Origin of the sequence: Streptomyces sp. NPDC058291 (assembly GCF_042880855.1) — a bacterium.
Taxonomy (GTDB): domain Bacteria; phylum Actinomycetota; class Actinomycetes; order Streptomycetales; family Streptomycetaceae; genus Streptomyces.
Genome location: NZ_JBHVYK010000001.1, coordinates 35,751 through 58,606, shown reverse-complemented (window position 1 = coordinate 58,606; position 22,856 = coordinate 35,751). Strand labels below are relative to the sequence as shown.

Sequence of the window (22,856 nt, the reverse complement as noted above, 5' to 3'; positions counted from 1 at the left end):
CTCGCTGCCTGCGGAGCATTCAACGGGAGGAAGACGGACCAGCATGAGGACCAGAGCACGCATACGAACGGGCCGGCCCTGGCGCCGGGTGGCCGTGGCCACCGCCGCCGTGCTGACCGCGACGCTGATACAGGCGTCGGGAGCGCCCGCCGTCGCCGAGGGCTGGCGCAAGCCGGCGCTGCCGCAGGCCGAGTCGCCCGTCGACGGCGGTCCGGCGGGCAAGGCGATCGCGCGCAAGGTGACGAAGGGGCCCCGCACGCCCGCGAAGGCGCCGGCCACCGGCTGGCCGAAGGCCGGCGCGGCGGCGGTGACGCTGCAGCCACGGACGACCAGGGTCAAGGGGCTCCCGCTGACCCTGGACACCAAGGTCAAGCGCTCGGCGGACGCGGCTGCGGGCACCTACACGGTGGGCACGCTGTCGCGCGAGGCGTCGCGGAAGGCGGGGGTCGACGGCCCGGTCTTCACCCTGACGCCCCGGCCGGGCGCCGGGCAGCGCGGCGGCACCGTCCGGGCCGGCCTGGACTACTCCTCCTTCGCCGGGCTGTACGGCGGCGGCTACGCGTCCCGGCTGTCCCTGGTGCGGCTTCCGGCGTGTGCGCTGACGACGCCGCAGAAGGCGCAGTGCCGAACGGCGCAGCCGGTGGCGAGTGTCAACGACAGTGAGAAGCAGACGCTGACGGCGAACTCGGTGGCGCTCAGCGCGAGTACGGCGACGGTGCTGGCGGCGACCGCTGCGGCGAGTGGCGACAAGGGCGACTACAAGGCGACGTCGCTGTCGGCGTCGTCGACCTGGTCCACGGACCAGAGCAGCGGATCGTTCGCGTGGTCGTACGACATGGCGGTGCCGCAGGTGCCCGGCGGGCTGACTCCGCAGGTCGGCCTGTCGTATGCGTCCGGCGGCATCGACGGCCGTACCGGCAACACCAACAACCAGTCCTCGTGGGTCGGTGACGGCTTCGACCTGGCGCCCGGCTTCATCGAGCGCAGCTACAAGAGCTGCTCGGACGACGGAGCGACCAACGCCGACGGCAACAAGCCGGGCGATCTGTGCTGGGCGTACGACAACGCCACGCTGTCGCTGAACGGCTCGGGCGGGGAACTGGTGCCCAACGGCGCCAACTCCTTCAAGCTGCAGAACGACGACGGCACGAAGGTCGACCGGATCTACGGCACTTCGTCCGACGTACGCTCCAACGGAGCCCGCAACGACGAGTACTGGCGGGTGACGACCCCCGACGGTACGCAGTACTTCTTCGGTTACAACCGGCTGCCGGGCTGGGCGAGCGGCAACGAGACGACCGACTCGGCGTGGACGGTGCCGGTCTTCGGCAACAACGCCGACGAGCCGTGCAACGCCTCGACGTTCGCGGCGTCCTGGTGCCAGCAGGGCTGGCGCTGGAACCTGGACTACGTGGTGGACCCGCACGGCAACGCCGTCGCGTACTACTACGACAAGGAGACCAACTCCTACGGCCGCAACCTCAAGGCGGCCGACGACACCCCCTACGTGCGCGGCGGCACCCTGGACCGCATCGAGTACGGCCTGAAGTCCACGGCCATGTACTCGGCGAAGGCCCTCGCCAAGGTCGACTTCACCAGCTCCGAGCGGTGCATCGCGGACAGCGCCACCGACTGCTCCTCCATCACCAAAGACGCGTTCTACTGGTACGACACGCCGTGGGACCTGAACTGCGAGGCGGGCACCGACTGTGACGACGGCCGGTTCTCCCCGGCGTTCTTCACCCGCAAGCGGCTGACGGACGTCACCACGCAGGTGCTGCAGTCGGGTGCCTACGGCAATGTCGACGGCTGGAAGCTCGCCCACCGGTGGGGTATGGCCGACACCGACTACCAGTTGCTGCTGGACTCCGTGCAGCGTACGGGATATGACGGCGCGGCCTCGATCACCCTGCCGAAGGTCACCTTCGCCTACACGCAGCTCGCCAACCGGCTCGACAAGATCGGTGACGGCTACGCGCCGTACATCAAGTCGCGGCTGTCGACCGTCGCGGACGAGTCGGGCGGTCAGATCGACGTGGGTTACTCGGCACCCGTGTGCGACGCCGCTTCGCTGCCCACGCCGGAGACCAACACCACCCGGTGCTTCCCGCAGTACATCGGGGGCAGTTCGACCGACGACCCGGACCGGCAGTGGTTCAACAAGTACGTCGTGAACACGGTCACCTCCACCGACCGTACCGGCGGGGCGCCCGACCAGGTCACCATGTACGACTACCTGGACGGCGCGGCGTGGCACTACGACGATGACGACGGGATGACCAAGGAGAAGTCCAAGACCTGGTCGCAGTGGCGCGGTTACGGCCACGTCAGGGTGCGCACGGGTGGTCAGGGCGGCGCGTCGGCGATGAAGACGCAGACCGACAGCTACTTCCTGCGCGGCATGGACGGCGACCGCAAGGCGTCGACCGGCGGCACCAAGAGCGTCTCCGTCACCCTCGACTCGGGTGAGGGTGATCCGATCACCGACCACGAGTCGCAGGCCGGGTTCGGGTACAAGACGGTCACCTTCTCCGGTCCGGGCGGCAAGGTGCTGTCCAAGTCGGTGAGCCGGCCCTGGTACAAGCAGACCGCGAAGAAGGTCCGCACCTGGGGCACCGTCACCGCCAACCTGACCGGCTCCGCCTCCACCACGTCGTGGGCGTCGCTCGACGACGGCGCGGGCGCGAAGTGGCGCACGACCTCGACGTCCGACACCCACGACACCACCACCGGCCTGGTCACCCAGAGCGAGGACCTCGGCGACACGGCGACCGCGGCCGACGACCAGTGCACCCGCACCACCTACGTCCCCGGCAGCGTTCCCGTCGACGCCGTCGCACGGGTCGAGACGGTCGCCAAGGCGTGCGACGCCGCCACCAGCCGTCCGGCCGACGTCATCTCCGACGTCCGTACCGCCTACGACGGCGGGGCCTACGGCGCCGCGGCCACGAAGGGCGACGCCACCAGGACCGCCAAACTCAAGACCTACAGCGGCTCCAGCGCGCTCTACCTGGAGTCCACCTCCACCTACGACGGCTACGGCCGGGCGCTGGCCACCACCGACCTGACCGCCGACGTCACCGTCACCTCCGCCGGCGCGCTCACCCGCAGCGCCCGCAGCGACGGCCGGACCACCACCACCGCCTACAACCCCACCACGGGCTTCCCGACGAGCAGCTCGGTGACCACCCCGCCCGCCACGGCCGGCGACACCAACACCGCCCAGACATCGACCACCGCCTACGAAGGCCTGCGCGGCCAGCCGCTGACGGAAACCGACACCAACGGCAAGGTCATCACCTACGCCTACGACCCGCTGGGCCGCAACACCAAGGTATGGCTCGCGGACCGGCTCACCGGCCAGACCCCGACCTACGAGTTCAGCTACACCATCGCCGACGGCAAGCCGGTCGTGGTCGGCACGAAGACCATCGGCAACAACGGCGTCCAGGACACCACGTACGCCTTCTACGACGGGTTCCTGCGCCCCCGCCAGACTCAGGCCCCCGGCCCGAACGGCGGGACGCTGCTGGCGGACACCTTCTACGACGAACGCGGCCTGACCGCGAAGGAGTTCGCCACCTACTACACCGACACCACCGCGCCCTCCACGACTCTCTTCAAGCCCGAGAACGCGCTGAGTGTCGAGACCCAGAACCGTTACACCTACGACGGTCTGGGCCGGGTGACCGAGCTGAAGCAGATCGCCGGCAACGGCGACGGCGGAGCCGTCCTCGGCGTCACCAAGACGGTCTACGGCGGCGACCGCACCACCGTCATCCCGCCCGTCGGCGGCACCGCCCGGACCACCCTCACCGACGCCCGCGGAAACACCACCGAACTGCGCCTGCTGCACGCCCGTGCCGCTGAGGCCGCCTACGACACCACGTCGTACGGATACTCGCCGCGCGGTGAGCTGACGAAGGTCACCGACCCGGCCGGCAACGCCTGGACGTGGACGTACGACCTGATGGGCCGGCTCACCGACACGACCGACCCGGACAAGGGCGCCAACCACAGCGAGTACGACGACCGGTCCCAGCTGACCAGCACCAAGGACGCCCGCAGCACGGTCCTCGCCTACGTCTACGACGGCCTGGGCCGCAAGACGGAACTGCACGACACCTCCGCCACCGGCGCCCTGCGTGCCAAATGGGTCTACGACACCATCAGCGGCGCCAAGGGCCAGCTCACCTCCAGCTCGCGATACAGCGGCACCCAGGAGTACAAGTCGAGCGTCGTCGCCTACGACCGGCTCTACCGGCCGCTGCGCTCCTCGGTGACGATCCCCTCCTCCGAGGGAAAGCTGCAGGGCACCTATCTGTCGACGACCTCGTACAACGACTCCGGCACGGTTCAAGGCGTCGGCTATCCCACGGCGGGCGCGCTGGCCGCCAACTCCGTCACCTACACCTACGAGGACGGCACCCTGCGGCCGCTCAAGGCCAGCGGCCCGCTGAACCTGACCGCGACCACCGCCTACAGCCTCACCGGCAAGCCGCTGCAGTACTCCTTGGCTGCCAACGGCGGCAAGGCCACATACGAGACCGACACCTACCAGTGGGGCACCCAGCGGCTGGCCACCTCGCGGGTGGACCGTCAGGACGTCGCGGGCGTCGACCAGTACAACACCTACTCCTACGACGAGGCCGGCAACGTCCTGTCCGTCTCCGACACATCCCGCTCCGGCACCGACAACCAGTGCTTCGGCTACGACTACCTCGGCCGGGTGACCGAGGCCTGGGCCCAGCCGGCCACCGCTTGTGCCACCACCCCTTCCACCAGTGCGCTGGGCGGCCCGGCCCCCTACTGGACCTCGTACACCTACGACAAGGTCGGCAACCGGCTCTCCGAGACCCTGCACGGCACCACGACCGGCACCGCGGACACCAACCGCAGCTACCACTACCCGGCCCCGGGCGCCGTCCGGCCGCACGCGCTGGGCTCGGTGGACACCACCACCGGCACGGTCAAGTCGACCGACAGCTTCACCTATGACGAGGTCGGCGACACCCAGACCCGGCTGCTCGGCAACGGCACCTCCCAGACCCTGGACTGGGACGCCGAAGGACATCTCGCCAAGGTCACCCAGCCGGTCGAGGGCGGCAGCGACAAGGTCACCGACTACCTCTACGACGCCGACGGCAACCGCCTGATCGGCCGCACCCCGACCGAGACCACGCTCTACCTGGGCGCCACCGAGATCACCCTGGCGAAGGGCGCCACCGTCGCGAAGGCCACCCGGTACTTCGACGTCGGCGGCGGCCACCAGGCCGTCCAGTCCGACGACGGCAAGATCTCCTTCACCCTGGCCGACCACCACGGCACCGCCCAGCTGTCCGTCAACGCCGACACCCAGGCGCTGACCCAGCGCCGCACCCTGCCCTTCGGCGGGGCGCGCGGCACCGCGACGAACACCTGGACGGGCACCAAGGGCTTCCTCGGCGGCACCACCGACACCGCCACCGGTCTCACCCACCTCGGCGCCCGCGAGTACGACACCGCCACGGGCCGTTTCCTGTCGGTCGACCCGGTCTTCACGGCCACCGACCCCCAGCAGATGAACGGCTACACCTACGCCAACAACAACCCCCTCACCTACTCCGACCCGGCGGGCACGGAGATCGGCTCCAAGCCCAACTCCTGCCAGTACGACGTCAAGTACTGCAGCAAGCACGAACAGCAGGAAGTCGGCTACGACGCGAAGACCGGCACGTCCGACTACCACCGCGGCAACATCTACAAGCGCGCCCACGCGGCGAAGAAGCACTGGGTGGCCACGAACACCCCGGTCACCAACGACGTCGACAAGCTCCAGAACTACTGGGCCAGCATGATGGACGGGGAGTTCACCGACGACTTCTGGTACAACCCGGTCCACGAGTCGGCCAAGGAGGGCTCCGCCTGCTACGGGCGCGAGGGATGCCGTCAGGCCTACCTCTACGTGCTGCACACGGGCGACGCCGCCGACGCCGAGACGGCCAAGGAGATCGCGGCGACCTACTGCGTCTACCACGCGAGCCAGTGTGCGGACGAGGCCAAGGAAGTCGCGCGCGGCAGGGTCATCGAGGGCATCACCAGTGAGTTGTTGCTGGCCTACCTCGGTGGCGCCGCGGGAGCCGAGGAGAAGATGGCGGGTGGCTGCCGGAACAGCTTCGACCCCCGCACCGAAGTCCTCATGGCCGACGGCACCACCAGGCCCATCGCCGACGTGAGGATCGGCGACAAGGTCATCGCCAAGGACCCCAAGACCGGCAAGCGCGGTCCGCGTACGGTGACGGCCGAACTTCTCCACCACGACGACGACCTCGTCGACCTCGAGATCCGCGGTCCCGACGGCAAGACCGTCACCGTCCACACCACCTCCCTGCACCCCTTCTGGGACGCCACGACCCTCACCTGGGTCGAGGCCGCCCGGCTCACGCCGGGCCACACCCTCAAGGGCGCGGACAACAGTCAGGTCACCCTGACCCGCGTGGTGCCCCGCCCGGGCGCGGCCGACATGTACAACCTCACCGTCGCCGATCTCCACACGTACTATGTGCTGGCGGGCGAGACGCCGGTGCTCGTGCACAACTGCCCCCGGAGAGTGACGGGGGGCAACCCCGTCCCGGAGACTCCGAACATCGTCCACGAAGGCGTTGCGGACATCCAGCTCAACGGACGCCCGCAGCGGGTGGACGAGAACGGGGACCTCGACTTCTTCACGGTGCGCAAGGAGACGCCGGCGCGCATCGGCCGGAAGTGGGGTGGAGCCAAGATCTACGACATCCCGAACGGCGGCAACAGCTACCGGGTGCTGATCAACGGTCATGGTGACATCGGATGGGTCAGGAACCACGACTACACCAGGATCTACCCCTACACGCCGCGCGCGTAGCAGGAGGCAGGTCGAATCCACCGTGAGCGTCACGGCGGTGCCCGGCCGCCGGGGAGGCAGGAGTCTCCGCGGCGGCCGGGCGCGGGTGGTTCCGGGTACCCCGGGACCGGGGCGAAAGGTTGGCTCCCATGGAAGAAGCAGAGCTTGCGGCGTCGCTTGCCGACGCAGGCCTGCTGTGGTGCGCGGTGGAAGGCGCGGGCGGCGCACTGCCTGTCGCGGCCGCCTGGTTGGCCACCAGCTGTCGGAGAGAGGACGGACGGCGCGACGAGACCGTGGCCAGGGACGATCCGCGGTTGATCGAGAAAGCGAACGAAGCGTGGTTCCGGCTGGCGGTCGACCACGGGTTCTTCGGCGGCGACCGGGAATTCCTGCTGGGAGTCAACTACGCCGATGACGACTCGGCGCCCATCCTGCGCTGGGCGAGGGTCCGGCTGTCGCAGGAGTGGGACATCATGGGGGCCGGTGCAGCATCCGGAGTCCTGGGCTCGGCGGCCGGTTTCCCCGAGTTCGCCATGCTCTCGCTCGACGGCGACGTCATCCTGCGAGGCACCACATGGCAGCGGTCCGTCGGCTCACTGGTGGTTCCCCATCCCCACCGGGTGAAGATCATCCGCGACTACGTCGTGCGGCGCTCCGCCAATCCCCGGACCTCCGCGGCGGAGCGGGCCGAGGGTGAGGCCTGGCTCAGGAGTCACCCTGCGGAGCCGGTGCCCGAACAGGAATGACAAAGGTTCCAGCCTGGCCCCACCCCGCGCCGCTGGGCCGCCGCCCGGCCGTTCAGCGGAGGGCGGTGGTCCACTCGAGCTGGCGGACGAGTTCGCCGTCGTGGCCGGGCCGGGGCACGACCGTGCCCGCCTGGGTACGCGGCGGCACGTGGACGCCGCGGGGGATGTTGTCGCTGACGGACTGCTGGTGGCCGCGCTCGTCGTCCAGGCGGCCGGCATCGCGCTGCCCGCGCTGGTCGGCGGTACGGCGGCGGGCCTGGTGTCGGCCGTGCTGTTCGGCGCCACGTTCCTGGGCGTGAGCACCCTGGCCCTGGCCTCCGGGGCTCATCTGGGGCTTCCTCGCTCGGTGGCCCTGCTGACCGCCGCGTACTCCGTCGGCCAGATCCTCGGCCCGCTGGTCGTCGCCCCGCTGCTGCACCACGGCTACCGGCCGGCCCTGCTGCGGATCGGCTTCCCGCACCACCTGGTCGTAGAAGGACACACAGCAGGCGCAGGGCGGCGAGAATGGAGCAAGGACGCGGACGCTCTCGTCCCGCACTCGGCCAACTGACGTGGAGTCGCTCATGACCACCGCACGGGACCTCGCGATCGTCGCCCTGGGGGCGGCACCGGACCGGCCCGTCGAACAGGGCGACCTGTCGCTCGCGCTCGCGGGAGCCGAGGTGTTCGACCTCATCGAGGCCAAGGCACTCGTCCTGGACGGTGACCGCATCCTGCCGAGCGCCCAGGCGCCCACCGGTGACCCGCTGCTGGACGAGGCCGTCGGGACGCTCGTACGACAGGAACCGTACGAGTCGGTCGAGGACTGGCTGTGGCGCCGGGGCCGCGGGCTCTCCTCCGCCTACGTCGAGGACTTCGAACGGGGCGTGCCGACCACCCGGTCGCGCGGTCACCGCATTCCGCTGCGCACGTCCCGTACGGAGTTGGCCGACTCGGCGGCCCGGCGAGAGGCCGAGGACCGCTGGGCGTCGGGCGAGCCGATCCTCGCCGCCCTGGCGGCGGCGGCCGGCATCCGCGACGAACCGTCCGAGGACGCCGAGGCCCTCGCTGGCGAGACGGTCACGACGGTCCTGGCCGCCGTAGGCGACGCGGTGATGGAACTGGAGGCCGTACGCCAGCGCAAGGCGATCGAGGACGCCGCGTTCGACAACGTGTGGCGGGGCTTCTAAGCGGCCGTCGCGCCCAGCAGCGCGCGGCAGTTGTCCCAGAGCGGGGTCAGGCGGGCGGTGTTGTTGTACAGCTTGGCGAACATCACCTGGCCCTCCATCTGGGCCACCACCGCACGCGCGGCCTGGCGGGTTTCGGTGGCGCGCACTTCGCCGCGCCGCCGGGCCTCGGCGATCACCGACTCGACCATGTCGACCTGCGCCTCGAAGATTTTCTGCAGGCGCAGGCGGACGCTCTCCGTCTGGGAGCTCAGCTCCAGGGTGAGGTTCCCGAACAGACAGCCGGACACGGTGCCGCAGCCGTCCTGGACGGCGCGCTGACCGGCCTCCGTCTCCTCGAAAAGCCGCCGCAACCGCTCCAGGGGCCTTCCCGTGCCGCCCAGCGCGCGCTCCCAGTCCGGTTTCTGGGCCGCCCAGTGCTCGTCGACGACGGCGAGCGCGAGGGACTCCTTGGACTCGAAGAAGCAGTAGAAACTACCCTTCGGCACCCCGGCCGCCTTGCAGATCTCGGCCACGCCCAGCGCCGAGTAACCGCGCCCCTCGATCAGCCAGCGCGCGGCACCGAGGATCTTCTGCTTGGCGTCACTGGTGCGTCCCGTACCACGAGAGTACGGCGGTACTAGACCGGTCGGCCAGCGATCGGGACGCGCCCCACACCAGCGGCAGCCCGTCGGCCCCACGCCGCCTGGCCAGCGGCTTTGCCGCCGAGGACTTGATGGCCTCCAGACCGGGTTTGCCACAGGGCCGCGGCGCGAAGTCGGCCACGCACAGCGTGTCGAGCGTCATCCCCGAGCGGGGCGCCGAGGCAGGAGCGGATGCCGAACTCGTCCACCATCGGATGCCCGCGAACCGGGGGAGTCGCAGACGTCCTCCAGCACCGATGCCTTGCGCCGGACCACTACATGGGGACAGAAGCCGTGGTCCCGGGCGAGTTCACGGCCCAGCACGGGTGTGGTTCCGTCGGGCTTCACGAAGGGCGATGCACGTCCGGCAGATGCAGGCCCGAGACGAACCGGCGGTGCCGGTCGAAGAAGTTGACCATGGCGTACGGCACCCCGGCGAGCCTGGCGAGCCGGTCGGCGTAGGCGTCGTAAGGAGCCTGGAGTCGGTGCTCCCTTCCGTGAGCACGATCAGCGGGGCGTCACCGGGCAGGGCCGCGAGCTGCCGCTCACGTGTCGGGGCTGTGGTGGGCTGCACCGTGGCCAGGCATACGCAGCAGCCTGTCAGCCCGCTCAGATCCAGCCCGACCCGTAGGTGACCAGGCGCCTGGTCGATGAGCAGCTCCTGGACGCCGACACCCTGGAAGGGTGGCACAAGCCGCGTGAGGTCGACTGGGTCTTCGGCGTCCTGCTGCGGGCGGCTTCTTCTTCCTGGTCTTCGGCGTCCTCGCGGCATCGCCCAGATCAACTCGATCTGGGCCTTCGGCCCCTACCGGGCCGACCAGGTCGCGGCAGGCTCCCAGCCCGACTGGTACATGGGCTTCGCCGAGGGGCTGTTGCGGATCATGCCGGGCTGGGAGATCAACTTCTGGGGCCACACTGCCTTGCCCGAGGTGACTGGGGTCGCCCGTCGCATGCGAGAACGAGCAGGTCAGCACCTTCGGTGGCGCGACGACCTCCCGCTCGACGCGGCCGGTGCGCTCCGTGTGGGTGCACGGGCACCCCAGCTGATGCGCGGCCTCGGCCAAGAGCTGCTCGGCGGAGGTGGTGGCCAGGTGATCCAGTCCGAACCGGCCCCCGCCGGGAAGGCGGCGCTCCGCCTCGGCATCAGCGAACCCGGCGGCGCCCTGGAACCAAGATCCAGCCGTACGTAGGATCTCCGTCGTGGCAGGCAAAGTAATAGGCAAAGGACCCTTGCGTGGCTACCTCCTGGAGGAGGTGCTGGCCTGGCTGTTGCGGTCCAGCGGCTTCGAAGTCCTCACGGCCGACGACGACAAGGACATGGAGCCGTGGAAGGTGCTGAAGGAGGACAAGAACGGTCTGTTGGTCCGTGGACGCGGAGCGTGGCACCAGGTCGATGCGCTTGGACAGTTCCGGTACGTCCCGCCGTTTTCCCTGCCTGTCCGCTTGTTCGTCGAGGCAAAGTACTTGACCACGACTGCAGTTGGTCTGCCCACCGTACGCAATGGCCACGGTGTGATCCACGACGTGAACGAGGGTGAGACCACCACACTCACCGCGCCAGGGACCGGCCGGCCGAGGACGCGATACCGCTATAGCTACGCGATCTTCTCTACGTCCGGCTTTAGCCCGGAGGCCCAGGACTACGCGCTGGCCCACCAGATATCCCTGATCGACCTCTCCGCACCGGACTTCGCTGTGCTGCGGAATCTCGTCAAGACCACGGCCGACACGATTCACGCAGTGCTCGAAGCGGCTCCGGCGGCCGATCGACCGAAGGTGCGCGATCTACGTACGTACCTTCGCGGCCCGCTGCTGGAAATCGACCCGGGCGACATGGAACTGCCCGATGCCATTCGCAATCCTCTCGATCACCTGGCGCAGGGCCTTTACAGCCGATCGCAACTCGGTCTTGTTCTGGCCTTTCCTGCAGCGCCGTTCGTTCTGGGGCTGGCCTCAGATGATCTATACGCCTTCGTTGCCTACGCAAGAGAACGTCCCACGCATGCGGTCCGCCTGCGCCGCATCAATCAGGCAGCGTCACACCCCGTTTGGGAGCTGCGGTCCGCGGAGCACCCCGAGGCATACGCGTTGAGGTTCGGTCTGCCGGAGCGGGTGGAAAAGTGGATCGTCGAGCAGGACGAAGGAATGCCCGCGCGAACTCGATACGTCAAGCGCAGCATGCTGTCGACCATGACCCTGTACTGGATGCACGGGGAACACGCTCAGACCTTCCAACTTCGCTACGAGCCAGGCGAACTCCGCCTCGACGGCTGATCTGCGCAGATGACGACGCCCCGGTGTCCTGGCCTGCCGGATGGACAGGCCAGGACACGGGGCAGGTGCGGGAGTGGCTCAGCGGGTGGTGCGCGCCTTGTCCAGGTGGGCTTCCATGAGGCCCGGTGAGCCGGAGACGATCATCAGGATGTTGCTGTGTGGATCGCCGTCTGCTTGACGACGCTCACCTTCTCCGCCGGCGGAGAAGGTGAGCAGCTGGCTCCACTGCTCGTCACCGAGGTTCGGCGCGGCCGACTTCGCGGTGCCCATGTCGACGACGATGCTGCCCGACGTCACCTGGTACGTGGGGCAGGACAGCATCGCGTCGAAGACCTTCGAGATGCCCGTGGACAGCTTCGTCGGGGTGTCGCGTACAGCTCCTCGCTGACCTCGGAGGAGCTGCTCTCGGTGTAGGTGAAGGACGCCTTCGCCTTGCGGGCGAAGTCGAGGCTGGAGCCGGTGGCCGCGTCGCCCCCCGAGCTTCTCCAGCGCCGGGCCGCCGATGCCGGTGACGTCGGTGGCCTCTCACCCATGTCCTCGGCGGCGGTCGATCTCGTTCTCCCGAGCAGCGTCGCGCCAACCGCCGACAGCGCCAGACTCCCGGCACGGAGCCCGCTATCACGCGGGCCTGCGGCCGGAGCGGCACGACGTCGTACTGGGGCTGGGGGAGGGTGTAGAGCATCGCGGCGCGGTGGGCGATGTGGGGGTGGCTGGGGTCCGGTGGTTTGGAGGCGCAGGTTCCACTGCTCACCGGGCCCCAGCTATGAGGCCCGGTTCCCGGGAGGGTGGTAGTTACACCGTTTGCCCGGAGAGATGGCCTGATCCGGGACATGCCTGGGGCCCCGGGTGTATCCGGGGCCCCAGGCATGCTGTTGTTTGGCGGTTACCAGCGATACCAGCGTCCCTTGCGGCCGCCTGTGCCCGCGGAGCGCATGACGAAGCCGAGCAGCCAGACGACCAGCACGATGACGGCGATCCACCACAGCGCCTTCAGCGCGAAGCCCGCGCCGAAGAGGATCAGAGCCAGCAGAAGAACGAGTAGCAGGGGAACCATAGTTATCAACCTCCGTCGCTCCTGGTGCCCGGCGAATGCGAGAACACACGGTCGATTTCCCTGGTTTCTCCACTGCTCTTGCGGGCACTGCACCCAGTTCCTCCACGGCGTGCACCTCTGCGCCGGGTCCCCGGGGCGAGTTATCCGTGCTGCGCGTCGGGCTGCACGGGGCGGTGCCCTAGCCATCCCCGAGGCCGGCGAAGAGCCATTGCTCATGTGCTGATCTTCACGCCTCGGTGCGGGTGTCTCGCCGTCGAGGTTGGGGGCAGGCGTACCAGGGATGCCTTGCCCCTGTACGGAGACCAGCATGACGACTTCCCGCGTGCCGCGTCCTCGCCCGACGGGACAAGTGACGACGCCAGAAACGCCCGCCTGGAGGAGGAGAACGCGCAGCTGCGGCAAGCCGTCGACTCACACGCGACGGTGGACCAGGCCATCGGGGTGCTTACCGCCATCCACCGGCTTGCGCCGGCTGCCCCGGGTTCGAGGTGCTGCGTGAGGTGTCCCAGCGCACCAACATCAAGCCGCACACGGTGGCCGAGTCGGTGATTGCCTGGGCGCTGGGGCAGACGCTGTCGGAGCCGGTGGGGCGGGAGCTGGGGGCGGTTATGCACCGGCGGTCACGCCGGCAGGAGGCCTCAGACGGGGAAGCCGGCTAGAACGCCGCGGCCGGGCACGCCGCAGGTCAGGCGGTCAGGGCCTGCTCGACGGTGGCATGGCAGCCGATGACCTGGTCCAGACCGACGAGCTGAAGGAGGCGCAGCACCGACTCCTGGACGCAGGCCATACGCAGCCACCCCTGAGCGTCGCTCATGGCCTGGTGGGCGGCGACGAAGACGTTGATGCCGCTGGAGTCCATGAAGGTCACGCCGCTGAGGTCCACCACGGTCCGTGGCGTCGCGGCGTCGAAGGACAGCAGGGCCTCGCTGAGCACGTCCTTGACATCGTGGTCGATCTCGCCGCGCACGGTGAGCACCCGCATGCCGTCGACGGCGGTGCGATCGATCGACAGGCCCGATGGGGCCGCTCTGTGGGTGTCTGTCACCGTGTCCTCGGCTGCGCTCGGTAGATGGGGGGCTCAAGGCTCCGACACGATAGCGCGCCGGTAACCCGCCTCGATGCTACGGCGAACGCGTGTGCGGCCCGCTACGCGGTCCTCACGGGACATGTGCTGCATAGGGCGGGGTACGCGCGGCGTGTGAACGGGGGAAGTAAGGGTGGACCGGGCGAGAGCAGTCCCCGATGGCGAGGACGGCGTGATGTCTGACGCCGATCCGACACAGGGGGAACCATCGCTCTGGATGGTGACGGATCCTGCATTGCCGAGGCGCGCCACCGCGCGGTGGACTTCCTTGCCCGCGTCCAGGCCGAGTACGGCCTGCCGGTGTCCGCGCGCGCCATGGACCTGACGCAGCTGGTGGTCAGCGAGCTCGTCACCGACGCCCGCAAGTACGCGCCCGGACCGGTGGACCTGCGCATCGTCGGGGACCTGGTGGAAGTGGTCGTGTGGGACAGCGATCCTGTCCTGCCGGTGACCCGGGCCGCTGATGCGGGCAGAGCCGGCCAGCACGGCCTGGAGATCGTCATGGCCGTCGCGCAGGGCTTCGAGGTCCAGCGGGAGCCGGTCGGCAAACGCATCACCGCCCGCATCGCCCTGCCCGACGACCCCGGCGGCGGCGTCACCGGTCGCCGCCCTCGGTAGCAGGTCGGGCCGATGCCCAGCGGCCCTTGCCGCCCTGCGGGAAGAGCGCTTCGGCGAGCACCACCAGGCCACCGCCATCAGGTGTTTCGGTCACGGTGCGCGGGTGCGGTCTTGCTTCACGCCCGGCGTCGAATCGTGGACCCCTGGCTGCCGGGCAGCCGAAGCCGTGGAATTTCATCGCCTCGCAACCGCTGCCGCAGCACCTGGTTATGCCCGCCGGCGCCCCCCGGATGCCCAGACTTGCTGCTGCCTGAATGCGCCTGGGAGCCCGTGCGCGGAACGAGGGACAAATGGCGCCTGGCCCTGGCATGCCGCAGCGCCGGCTGCGTGGGGCGTAGTCCGCCCGGAAAGCCATTCCTCACAGCGGCCCAGTGCAAAGACAAGGCACAGCGGCCCAGGGGGCAGCAGGAAGGCGGCGATGACCACGGCAACCCCTCCCGGAGATGGCTTTTCCGTTCGGGTAGCCCCGCCCGACCAGACGAAAAGCCGGACAATGTGGAGGAAACGTGACCGTCACGTGTAGACGGCATGCCGGGCGGCTGGATGTCGATGGCCGGCAGGCATGTAATCGCCCCAGCGGTGCAGGCGTGAAGCATGAGGTGCGTCATCTACCGTGAGTCAGCGGACGAGCCGGAGCAAGTGGACTGCCGACAGGCCGACGGTGGCTGTGCGGGGGTGCTGGACGGTCTGAAGCGGGTGGGGGAAGGCGAGTTCTGCTGGGTGCATCTGGACGAGCCCGCCCCGGGTGATCTGGAGGAACTGGCGGGGCCGCTGGGGCTGCATCCGCTGGCGGTCGAGGACGCCGGCGAGGCGCACCAGCGGCCCAAGCGGGAGCGGTACGGGGATGTGCTGGTGGTGGCGCTGAAGACGCTGTGGTACGTGAAGGACGGCTGCGAGGTGGAGACCGGTGAGGTGATGGTCTTCACCGGCCCGCGTTTCGCCCTGACCGTCCGTCACGGCCCGGCCGATCCCACCGGCGAGGCGGCCCGGCGCCTGGCTGCGGATCCGCAGATGCTGCGGTTCGGGTCCGTCGCCGTGCTGCACGCCGTCCTGGACACCGTGGTCGACTCCTACACCGAGGCCGCCGCCCAGGTCCGTACCGACCTGACCGCGCTGGAGCGGCGCGTGTTCTCCCCGGAGCGCGAGGACTTCACCGAGCAGATCTACTCCCTCAAACGCGAGGTCCTGGAATTCCGCGACGCCGTCCAGCCCCTGGTCCCGGTGGTGCAGGATTTCGCCGGCCCGCACGCAGGATGGCCCGAGGAGCTGCTGCCGTACTTCCGCGACGTCGCCGACCACCTGCACCGCACCGATACCGAGGTGCGCTCCCTGGACGAGCTGCTCAACTCCGCCCTCGACGCCCACCTCGCACGGGTCGGGACCTGGCAGAACGACGACATGCGCCGCATCTCCGCCTGGGCCGCCATCCTGGCCACCCCCACCCTCGTCGCTGGCATCTACGGCATGAACTTCGCCCACATGCCGGAACTGAGCTGGACCTACGGATACCCGCTAGCCATCACCGTGATGGTCGGCACCGCTGCCCTGCTGCACCGGACCTTCCGCCGCAACGGTTGGCTCTGAACGGCGGGGCGCCGCCGTCGCCCGGCCACTTCCGGCGCCGCCCTCGCAGGGGTCAGTCCTGGACAAGCTGATCCGCCAGTCGGCGGGCCCTGTGCCGGCAGTGCGCCGTGGGTCGCCAATGCATCGGTTTCGCGCTCTGCACTGTCGGTCTGGCTGACCTTCAGCCGTCGATGTGACTCCTCAGGGCTGGTTCCGTACGCGGCCGGTCCGCTGCCCCTGACCGGCGAGCTCGAAGCGATCCGCCTGGCCGTCTCAGTCTGACCCGACGAATTTCACCAGGGCGGCGGCGAGGGCTTCGGGGGCCTCCTGCGCGACGAAATGCCCGACGCCCTCGATGTGGACGGCGGTGACCTCACCCGCGGTCACCTGCCGGAGGGTCTGCGCGGTGAACGGCACGTTGACGCCGTCCACGGCGAGAACCGGGACGGCCAGCGGGTGGGCTTCGGCCAGGGCCTTGGTCGCGCCGCCCTCGGTGAAGATCGACCCGCACGGCATCCTGCGCCGCGGGTCGCCGCTTCGCCTCCGGCATGGTCGGCACCACCGAGGTGCCGGGCGTGTGGGTGGCAGGCAACGCCACCGACCTCTCCGCCCAGGTCGGCGCCTCCGCCGCGGCCGGCGTCCTGGCCGGCTCCCACATCAGCGCCGTGCTGGTCTCTGCGGACACCGACGCCGCGCTCGCCGCCGCGCGGGGTGAGACGCCCGCCCCCTGACATCCCCCTGGGGCCCGGCTGGCCGACCGAACCCGCCCCGCGCCCACTGGGCCCCCGCCCACCCCGTTCACCCGCCGACCGGCCCTGCCCGGCGTCGGCTCGGCATGCCCATTTTGTGAGGAATCCACCGTGTACGCGGGCGGGCGGGGGCTGCTGCGCTCACGGCGCGGCACGGACATGACGGCCTCGTTCCCAGAGATCCGGGCGGCGGCCCTGGCGCAGCTGCCGGCGGACACCGGGATCGATGGCGAGCTCGTGGTGTGGGAGCGGGACAGGCTGGCGTTCGAGCGGTGCAGCAGCGGCTCGCCCAGCGCGGGGCGGCTGCCGCTCAGGCGGTACGGGAGTGGCCGGCGCACTTCGTGGCCTTCGACCTGAAGGAAGTACGGGATGACACCGCGGATGGTGGTGGGTCGCCATTCCTCGCCTTGGGAGTGGAAGAGCAGGTCGGGGTTGGCGACCTCGTTCTGCGCTTGGAGGCAGAAGAACAGAGCGTGGGGGATGGACGGGGCGATGGTCTGGGCTCGGCCAAAGGCCGGTACGCGGACTGTGCGGTCGATGCCGCAGAAGTCGCTGAGCATGTCCTTTGCCGCGTCCAGTGGGTAGCGAATTCGAGCTCTTGCAGCGGTGGAAGCGGGGTGCCGGGGGCTTGCGAGACGTCAGGATCCGGCAACGGACACGTGGCGAGCCAACTCGGTGGCCAGACGTCGCATGACAGTGCGGTTGGCGCGCCGCATCGTGGCCCGGACAACGGGTGCCAGCAGACGGTCGGCGACCGGGGCGCGCACCCAGGCGTACGTGAACGCCACGTGGCTCCCGCCGGCCCGCAGAGGTTCGATGGTGTAGGTGCCGTGGGCCAGGCGTCGGCCTGCCGCGCTGACGTTCCGCTCGACGATGCGCCGCGGCGGGTCGGCCTTGACGACCTCGATGGTGACGTCGGTCTTGGTCCCGCCCAGCGCGGCTGTGACCGTGGCGCGCGCTCCGGTGCCGCGGCCGGGGCCGCTGTAGCGCCAGTCGGTCAGGTAGTGGTTGGTGAATCGCTCGTGGTGAGCCATGACATCGAGGAAGTCATAGACCTGCTCGGGCGTCTGCAGTACGTCGATCGACACGGTGACAGACCTCATGTACCACACGGTACACAGGGCATGTACCGATTGGTACACTCGCGACGTGGTGAACACGGACGGCTCGCATCCCGAGGGCGAGGGCACGCCAGCCGCGGACGGGGGCCGGCGTGCTCACCTGGTGAACGCGGCCGTTGACTACGTCGCGGCACACGGCCTCACGGACCTGAGCCTGCGCCGCCTGGGCGCCGCGATCGGCGTCAGCCACCGCATGCTGATCCACTATTTCGGCTCCAAGGAACAGCTGCTCGTCGAGATCGTCCGGACGTCGGAGCAGCGCCAGCGTGATCTGCTGTCCCGGCTCCGCCTGGAACCCGGTCTCTCGCCTGCCGACGCTGCGCGGCTCCTCTGGCAGCAGCTCACGGACCCCCGGCTGGCTGATCAGGAGAGGCTCTTCTTCGAAGTCTGTGGGCACGCGCTGCGGGGCCGCCCCGAGGCCGCCCCGGTCCTCGAAGGGCTCGTGAACGACTGGCTGGAGCCGCTCGTGGCCGCCGAGGTCGCCGCAGGGGCGGACCCTGCCGTGGCCCGGAACCGGGCCAGGCTGGGACTCGCCACTGTCCGCGGTCTGCTGCTCGACCTGCTCGCCACCGGTGACCGCGTCGGCGTCGATGCGGCGATGGGGGAGTTCCTCCGGCTCTACTACGGCTCGAAGTGACCAGGTCACCGATCAGGCCAAACGGCTGGACCATACGACGACAACCGTTGAACGGTCGCCGAGGAAGACAAACGCCCTGACCTGCTTCGCAGGCTCTCTGAGATACATACGAGGTGTCTGGAGAACCCTGGGAGCGGTGCCCGAGCCGTCGCAGGTCGGCGGAGCGGGTGCCGGCGGGCCGGAGGTCGGCGTAGGGGTGCAGCCGGGCCCCGGCGGTGCCGTCGGCGAGCGTGCGCACAACCGCCTCCAAGCGCTCACCGCCGACGTCCAGGGCATCGCCATCGCGGTCTGGGTGAACACCCTGCCCCGGCTGAAGCGCGACGAGCCCTGGTACGAGATCGGCGTCGACGACCCGGACCGGCGCCGCCAGCCCTACCCCGAGCCCGCCGGCCGCTGAACGCCGCCCACGACGCCGGACACGTCCTTGCGTGCGAAGGGCCTGCCCGGCGGCCGCCCCGGCGTAGGGCTGATGGCAATCGACCTCTGCAGGTCATGAAGAGGCGCGGTGGAAACGCCCTTGCGCAACGACGCGAGGAGGCGGTCGAGGTCCCCGCGTGCCCTGTACGTACGGATCGGGTCGATGTAGTCGCGAGACTCGATGATCTGACCGTCCCGCACACGCATGACGAAGACGCAGGGCACCTTGGACCTGGAGTCGTCCGGCAACGTGAACTCGTAGGCGAACTCGGCGACGATCACTTCAGGATCGGCGGTCTCGTGGACGAGGACATCGACGACACTCCTCTTCGGCAAGGACTCCCGCATTTCCGGCGGCACCGTGAAGTGCTCCCGGAGCGCACGCCGACTCGTCAACGGCTCGGACTCCGGCGTCGCCATCGGATGCCGGACGTCGGTAACCTCGCCGTACAGGGCAGGCAACTCGCTTGAGTTCCCGTCGGCGACGCCATGAACAAGGCGGAGAAACACCTCACGCGGACTCAGACTCACAAGACCCCCCAAGTGATACGCACAGGCATCTAACGATCATCATCGCCTGATGCGAGCCGGTGTTGCGGACTGTCTCGACCAGCAGCACTCACCCGTCTGATCCCACGGCCGACGCGCTGGACGCGACATGCAGCTACAGGTCAGCACTCTTCATCCGAGAAGTGCGCTTCCGCAGCAACGTCCAGGACCCTCCACAGGTCCCATCTGTGCAGTTCAGGAGCGCTCCTCGCATCTCTGATCAAGCGGTAGACGGCACTGCTCGTGAAAGCCCGAGGCTAACCGGCCCGGACAAAGAGCACTTCGAGACCTCGATGCTCGCCCTGCACCTGCTCCAGTCCGCGCTCGTGCATGTCAACACCCTGCTGGTTCAGCAGGTTCTGGCCGAACCAACCTGGGCAAAGAGGCTCAGCGACGAGAACCGACGCGGCCTGACCGCGCTGTTCTGGTCCAACGTCAACCCGTACGGCACCTTCCGCCTGGACATCGACAAGCGCCTCAACCTGAGGCCGGCCTCTGCCGTGCCTCGCCCCCGCACCTCGGCGGAGGCTGCTACTCGGTCGACTACGGAGACACGATGACGGGCTCTGACGACTTCAGACCTCACCGGCGCCCGATCGAACAAGACAGCGTGGCGGTGGTCGGACGGGTTCTCGTCGTCGAACGTGGAGAACGAAGCGAGAGAGGCCGCACCGCTCCGGAGAAGGCGCGTCGGACTGTGTGTGTTCGGCCGATCGTCAGGCGGGTACTGCCCCGACCAGGCCGCCGTCGATGACGAGATCCTGACCGTTGACGTAGGACGCGTCGGTCGAGGCGAGGAAGGCCACAGCCGCGGCGACCTCTTCCGGGCGTCCGAAGCGGCCGGCGACGATCTGGTCGGTGACCGCCTTTGCCTCCGCTGCGGTCAGCGCGTCGGCCGGGTACATCGGGGTGTCGATATAGCCGGGGCTGACGGAGTTGACGCGGATACCGCGCGGGGCGAGAGCGGCGGCGAGGGTTCGGGCCAGGTTGTGCACGGCGGCTTTGGTTGCCGAGTAAAGGGTCAGGACGCTGTTGCCCCGATGAACGGTCCAGGAGGCGTTGATGACGATCGAGCCTCCGTCCGCCAGCAGCGGCAGTGCCTTTTGGACGCTGAAGAACACCCCCTTGAAGTTGACGTCGATGCCGTGGTCGAAGTCAGTCTCCGCGATGCTCTCGAACGGCAGGAACGTGCCGGTGCCCGCGTTCGCGAAGAGGCCGTCCAGCTGGCCGTGACGGTCCCGGACGGCCTCCATCAACGCGTCCACCGCGCCGAGGTCGGCAGAGTCGGCCACGATTCCCGAGGCGCTCGGCCCGAGCGCCTTGACGGCGGAGTCCACCCGTTCGCGGGTGCGGCCGGTGACGATGACTTGGGCATCTTCGGCGACGAGGCGGTGGGCGGTCGCCAGGCCCATGCCGCTGGTGCCACCGGTGATGAGGACGGTCTTGTCGGTGAAACGGTTCATACCAGTGCTCCCATCAGGGTGCGCGTGAGGTGGTCACTGAGGTGGGGCAGCCAGTCGGGCCGCGCGTTACCGAGGAGGTGGTCGCCGTGTGGGACGGACAGGTAGCTGCCGCGCGGTGCCAGGCGGGCCAGGGGCTCGCCGTTCGTCACGCCGGGGATGACGTCTTGACCGCCGTCCACGACCAGCAGCGGGGCCGCGATGCGGGGCGCCAGGGCGGCGAGGTCCACCTGCCGTACGAACTCGCGGGCGGCGTCGGCTCCTCCGGTGCGCTGGGCCATGATGCCCCGTACAGGCTGGGGTAGTTCCTCCCAGTCGAGGCGGAAGGGGCCACTGACGGTGGCGACGGCCGCCACGCGTGGCTCCAGCGCCGCGGCCCGGGCCGCGAAATAGCCGCCCAGGCTCAGTCCGACGAGCCCGATGCGGGCGACGCCGAGGGCGTCGATGACCCGGCCTACGACCCGCTCGTAGTCCGGCACGAAGGCCGTGGTGGCCGCGAGCACGCCCTGTCCGGAGCCGTCCATCGCGAACACCGCGAGACCCCTGGCCAGCAGCGCGGACACCAGGTCGAGGAATTCCTCCTTGGCCGAGTCCAGGCCGGGGATGACGACCACGGTCCCCGGGGCGTCGGCGGGGCCGCGCAGCCAGCCGGTGAATCCCTCGCCGCTCACCCGCCGCGCAGCGGGCTCCAGCACGGTCAGCGCCCGGCTCAACGCGTGATCCGCCTCAACAGCGGCCCGCGGTGTTTCCGCGTACGGTGCCAAGGTGGCCAGGTGGAACCACCGGGCCGCCATCAGCAGGTATTCACCCGCTGAGAGGGGTGATCTCGCGTGCTCCGCACGCTGGAGGTAGCTATGTCCGGTGCGCAGGAAGGACGGGCCCCAGTCGGTGACGGAGGTGAGGCCGGCGGTGACGCGCTGGTACTCGTGGGGGTCCACGCCCGCACCGGTGGCGCGTGTCCACTGGGCGGCGGCGAACTCGGTGGCGTTCATCGTGCTCCTCCGGTCAGCAGCACGGCCTTGCCGCGTATCCGGCGCTCTCGTAGGTCGACCAAAGTGTCGGCGGTCTGTGCCCAGTCGGTGATGCGGCCGATCTCCGGGTGCAGTCGGCCCTGTTCCACGAGGCGCACCAGTGCCGAGAGGTCGGAGTCGTACGGCGCGCCGGCGTAGTGGAAGTGCTGGATGGTGACCCGCTCAGGTCCGCCGAGAAGCTGGAAGAAGTCGAGGGTCACCGGGGTACGGCTCGCCTGACCGAACCAGACGAGCGTGCCGCCCGGGCGCATCTTCGACAGGGCGAGGGGCAGATCCGGCCCGCCCGTGGACTCCAGCACGACATCGAACGGTCCCTGGGCCGCCGCGACCTCGTGCACCACCTTCGCGCCCAGCTCCGCGAGCCGCTCACCGCGCACCGGCGTGGCCGTCACCGCGGTCAGCTCGGCTCCGGCACCGACAGCCAGCTCGGTGACGTAGTGACCGACGCCACCCGAGGCGCCGGTCAGCAGCACCCGCCGGCCGGCCAGGGAGCCAGCCCTACGCAGCAGCCGCAGGGCAGTTATCCCGGCCAGCGGCAGGGCCGCCGCCCGTACGCTGTCGATGCTGTCGGGGAGCACCGCGAGCGAGTGCGTGGGCACGGCGGCGTACTCGGCCCAGCCGCCCTGCGCCGGGTGCCCGACCACGCGGGTGCCGATGCCGGGGCCGGATCCGTCGGCTGCCGCCTGTACAACGAGCCCTGCGACGTCCTTGCCGGGCAGCAGCTCCGGCCGGGGCTGTTCGAGAAGAAACGTCTCCCCCCGGTTCGGGGCGAACGCCTCGACCTTGATCAGTACCTCACCGGACTCCGGCTCGGCCTGTGGGACCTCGGCGAAGGCGACCGGGCACGCCGCTTCTCCCGTGGGAATCAGTCTCTGCATGAGGAGGATGCAACCTCCGCGGCCCCC

20 protein-coding genes and 3 pseudogenes are annotated in these 22,856 nt (G+C 69.5%); 13 read left to right on the top strand and 10 right to left on the bottom strand.

The window, feature by feature from the left end; all coding sequences use genetic code 11:
• The first annotated feature begins 43 nt into the window (after positions 1 to 43).
• The 4 genes and pseudogenes from ACFVYK_RS00345 (at position 44) to ACFVYK_RS00330 (ending at position 8,774) form a co-directional block, all read left to right on the top strand.
• Positions 44 to 6,880 (top strand): polymorphic toxin-type HINT domain-containing protein, encoded by a 6,837-nt coding sequence (locus tag ACFVYK_RS00345; RefSeq protein ID WP_389766878.1) that lies wholly within the window; start codon positions 44 to 46, stop codon positions 6,878 to 6,880.
• Between the two features lie 128 nt (positions 6,881 to 7,008).
• On the top strand, positions 7,009 to 7,605 hold the full coding sequence (locus ACFVYK_RS00340; protein WP_389766876.1) for a hypothetical protein: 597 nt from the start codon (positions 7,009 to 7,011) through the stop codon (positions 7,603 to 7,605).
• A 178-nt stretch (positions 7,606 to 7,783) separates the two neighbouring features.
• Positions 7,784 to 8,155: pseudogene (locus tag ACFVYK_RS00335) on the top strand (YbfB/YjiJ family MFS transporter); the annotation flags it as partial.
• A gap of 13 nt (positions 8,156 to 8,168) precedes the next feature.
• The gene (locus ACFVYK_RS00330) at positions 8,169 to 8,774 is read left to right on the top strand and encodes a GPP34 family phosphoprotein (RefSeq protein ID WP_389766874.1); all 606 of its coding nucleotides are present in this window, start codon (positions 8,169 to 8,171) and stop codon (positions 8,772 to 8,774) included.
• On the opposite strand, the gene ACFVYK_RS00325 is transcribed toward ACFVYK_RS00330, so the two are convergent.
• The gene (locus ACFVYK_RS00325) at positions 8,771 to 9,340 is read right to left on the bottom strand and encodes a TetR/AcrR family transcriptional regulator (protein WP_389767173.1); all 570 of its coding nucleotides are present in this window, start codon (positions 9,338 to 9,340) and stop codon (positions 8,771 to 8,773) included. The two genes, ACFVYK_RS00330 and ACFVYK_RS00325, sit on opposite strands and share 4 nt — an antisense overlap.
• A gap of 783 nt (positions 9,341 to 10,123) precedes the next feature.
• Here ACFVYK_RS00325 and ACFVYK_RS00320 point away from each other — a divergent pair.
• The 3 genes and pseudogenes from ACFVYK_RS00320 to ACFVYK_RS00310 all read left to right on the top strand — a co-directional run.
• Positions 10,124 to 10,311, top strand: a pseudogene (locus ACFVYK_RS00320) (ubiquinol-cytochrome c reductase cytochrome b subunit); the annotation flags it as partial.
• 105 nt (positions 10,312 to 10,416) lie between these two features.
• Entirely contained in the window at positions 10,417 to 10,584 is a 168-nt protein-coding gene (locus ACFVYK_RS00315) for a hypothetical protein (protein WP_389766872.1), read from the top strand.
• 10 nt (positions 10,585 to 10,594) lie between these two features.
• Positions 10,595 to 11,668 carry a hypothetical protein gene (locus ACFVYK_RS00310; RefSeq protein ID WP_389766870.1) on the top strand — a complete coding sequence of 358 codons (1,074 nt, stop codon included), beginning with the start codon at positions 10,595 to 10,597 and terminating at the stop codon, positions 11,666 to 11,668.
• Between the two features lie 78 nt (positions 11,669 to 11,746).
• Here the strand turns inward: ACFVYK_RS00310 and ACFVYK_RS00305 are convergent, their stop codons facing one another.
• From ACFVYK_RS00305 to ACFVYK_RS00295, 3 genes are all read right to left on the bottom strand, one after another.
• Positions 11,747 to 11,938: a hypothetical protein gene (locus ACFVYK_RS00305; RefSeq protein ID WP_389766868.1), complete on the bottom strand. Its 192-nt coding sequence runs from the start codon at positions 11,936 to 11,938 to the stop codon at positions 11,747 to 11,749.
• Positions 11,939 to 12,551: 613 nt separating this feature from the next.
• Positions 12,552 to 12,722 carry a hypothetical protein gene (locus tag ACFVYK_RS00300; protein ID WP_020131495.1) on the bottom strand — a complete coding sequence of 57 codons (171 nt, stop codon included), beginning with the start codon at positions 12,720 to 12,722 and terminating at the stop codon, positions 12,552 to 12,554.
• Between the two features lie 685 nt (positions 12,723 to 13,407).
• Positions 13,408 to 13,767, bottom strand: a complete 360-nt coding sequence (locus tag ACFVYK_RS00295) for an STAS domain-containing protein (RefSeq protein WP_389766866.1) — start codon at positions 13,765 to 13,767, stop codon at positions 13,408 to 13,410.
• A gap of 246 nt (positions 13,768 to 14,013) precedes the next feature.
• Between ACFVYK_RS00295 and ACFVYK_RS00290 the strand changes: the two genes are divergently transcribed.
• Positions 14,014 to 14,424, top strand: a complete 411-nt coding sequence (locus tag ACFVYK_RS00290) for an ATP-binding protein (RefSeq protein ID WP_389767171.1) — start codon at positions 14,014 to 14,016, stop codon at positions 14,422 to 14,424.
• Between the two features lie 675 nt (positions 14,425 to 15,099).
• Positions 15,100 to 16,008: a magnesium and cobalt transport protein CorA gene (locus ACFVYK_RS00285; RefSeq protein ID WP_389766864.1), complete on the top strand. Its 909-nt coding sequence runs from the start codon at positions 15,100 to 15,102 to the stop codon at positions 16,006 to 16,008.
• Between the two features lie 252 nt (positions 16,009 to 16,260).
• On the opposite strand, the gene ACFVYK_RS00280 is transcribed toward ACFVYK_RS00285, so the two are convergent.
• A complete protein-coding gene (locus ACFVYK_RS00280) occupies positions 16,261 to 16,503 on the bottom strand; it encodes a hypothetical protein (protein WP_389766862.1) in 243 nt (80 codons plus the stop codon).
• 11 nt (positions 16,504 to 16,514) lie between these two features.
• On the opposite strand from ACFVYK_RS00280, the pseudogene ACFVYK_RS00275 reads away from it, so the two are divergent.
• Positions 16,515 to 16,718 (top strand): annotated as a pseudogene (locus tag ACFVYK_RS00275) (NAD(P)/FAD-dependent oxidoreductase); the annotation flags it as partial.
• Between the two features lie 656 nt (positions 16,719 to 17,374).
• Here ACFVYK_RS00275 and ACFVYK_RS00270 read toward each other — a convergent pair.
• A complete protein-coding gene (locus ACFVYK_RS00270; RefSeq protein ID WP_389766860.1) occupies positions 17,375 to 17,839 on the bottom strand; it encodes an SRPBCC family protein in 465 nt (154 codons plus the stop codon).
• A 46-nt stretch (positions 17,840 to 17,885) separates the two neighbouring features.
• On the opposite strand from ACFVYK_RS00270, the gene ACFVYK_RS00265 reads away from it, so the two are divergent.
• Together ACFVYK_RS00265 and ACFVYK_RS00260 are read left to right on the top strand one after the other, a co-directional pair.
• Positions 17,886 to 18,494: a TetR/AcrR family transcriptional regulator gene (locus tag ACFVYK_RS00265; RefSeq protein WP_389766858.1), complete on the top strand. Its 609-nt coding sequence runs from the start codon at positions 17,886 to 17,888 to the stop codon at positions 18,492 to 18,494.
• 136 nt (positions 18,495 to 18,630) lie between these two features.
• Positions 18,631 to 18,891 carry a hypothetical protein gene (locus tag ACFVYK_RS00260; protein ID WP_389766856.1) on the top strand — a complete coding sequence of 87 codons (261 nt, stop codon included), beginning with the start codon at positions 18,631 to 18,633 and terminating at the stop codon, positions 18,889 to 18,891.
• Here the strand turns inward: ACFVYK_RS00260 and ACFVYK_RS00255 are convergent.
• Positions 18,867 to 19,442, bottom strand: a complete 576-nt coding sequence (locus ACFVYK_RS00255; protein WP_389766854.1) for a nuclear transport factor 2 family protein — start codon at positions 19,440 to 19,442, stop codon at positions 18,867 to 18,869. The genes ACFVYK_RS00260 and ACFVYK_RS00255 overlap by 25 nt on opposite strands.
• A gap of 206 nt (positions 19,443 to 19,648) precedes the next feature.
• Between ACFVYK_RS00255 and ACFVYK_RS00250 the strand changes: the two genes are divergently transcribed.
• Positions 19,649 to 20,020, top strand: a complete 372-nt coding sequence (locus ACFVYK_RS00250; protein ID WP_389766852.1) for a Tn3 family transposase — start codon at positions 19,649 to 19,651, stop codon at positions 20,018 to 20,020.
• A gap of 156 nt (positions 20,021 to 20,176) precedes the next feature.
• On the opposite strand, the gene ACFVYK_RS00245 is transcribed toward ACFVYK_RS00250, so the two are convergent.
• The 3 genes from ACFVYK_RS00245 to ACFVYK_RS00235 are packed head-to-tail and all read right to left on the bottom strand — an operon-like array spanning position 20,177 to position 22,829.
• The gene (locus ACFVYK_RS00245; protein ID WP_389766850.1) at positions 20,177 to 20,923 is read right to left on the bottom strand and encodes an SDR family oxidoreductase; all 747 of its coding nucleotides are present in this window, start codon (positions 20,921 to 20,923) and stop codon (positions 20,177 to 20,179) included.
• On the bottom strand, positions 20,920 to 21,912 hold the full coding sequence (locus ACFVYK_RS00240; RefSeq protein ID WP_389766848.1) for an alpha/beta hydrolase family protein: 993 nt from the start codon (positions 21,910 to 21,912) through the stop codon (positions 20,920 to 20,922). Before ACFVYK_RS00240 ends, ACFVYK_RS00245 begins: the two co-directional genes overlap by 4 nt.
• Positions 21,909 to 22,829, bottom strand: a complete 921-nt coding sequence (locus ACFVYK_RS00235) for a zinc-binding dehydrogenase (protein WP_389766846.1) — start codon at positions 22,827 to 22,829, stop codon at positions 21,909 to 21,911. The genes ACFVYK_RS00240 and ACFVYK_RS00235 overlap by 4 nt, the downstream gene beginning before the upstream one ends.
• Between the last annotated feature and the right edge of the window lie 27 nt (positions 22,830 to 22,856).

Coding starts and splice junctions, on each gene's coding strand:
- ACFVYK_RS00345 (WP_389766878.1), top strand. CDS start 44: ATGAGGACCAGAGCACGCATACGAACGGGCCGGCCCTGGCGCCGGGTG.
- ACFVYK_RS00340 (WP_389766876.1), top strand. CDS start 7,009: ATGGAAGAAGCAGAGCTTGCGGCGTCGCTTGCCGACGCAGGCCTGCTG.
- ACFVYK_RS00330 (WP_389766874.1), top strand. CDS start 8,169: ATGACCACCGCACGGGACCTCGCGATCGTCGCCCTGGGGGCGGCACCG.
- ACFVYK_RS00305 (WP_389766868.1), bottom strand. CDS start 11,938: ATGGGCACCGCGAAGTCGGCCGCGCCGAACCTCGGTGACGAGCAGTGG.
- ACFVYK_RS00300 (WP_020131495.1), bottom strand. CDS start 12,722: ATGGTTCCCCTGCTACTCGTTCTTCTGCTGGCTCTGATCCTCTTCGGC.
- ACFVYK_RS00280 (WP_389766862.1), bottom strand. CDS start 16,503: ATGCCGTGCGGGTCGATCTTCACCGAGGGCGGCGCGACCAAGGCCCTG.
- ACFVYK_RS00270 (WP_389766860.1), bottom strand. CDS start 17,839: ATGAGGTCTGTCACCGTGTCGATCGACGTACTGCAGACGCCCGAGCAG.
- ACFVYK_RS00245 (WP_389766850.1), bottom strand. CDS start 20,923: ATGAACCGTTTCACCGACAAGACCGTCCTCATCACCGGTGGCACCAGC.
- ACFVYK_RS00240 (WP_389766848.1), bottom strand. CDS start 21,912: ATGAACGCCACCGAGTTCGCCGCCGCCCAGTGGACACGCGCCACCGGT.
- ACFVYK_RS00235 (WP_389766846.1), bottom strand. CDS start 22,829: ATGCAGAGACTGATTCCCACGGGAGAAGCGGCGTGCCCGGTCGCCTTC.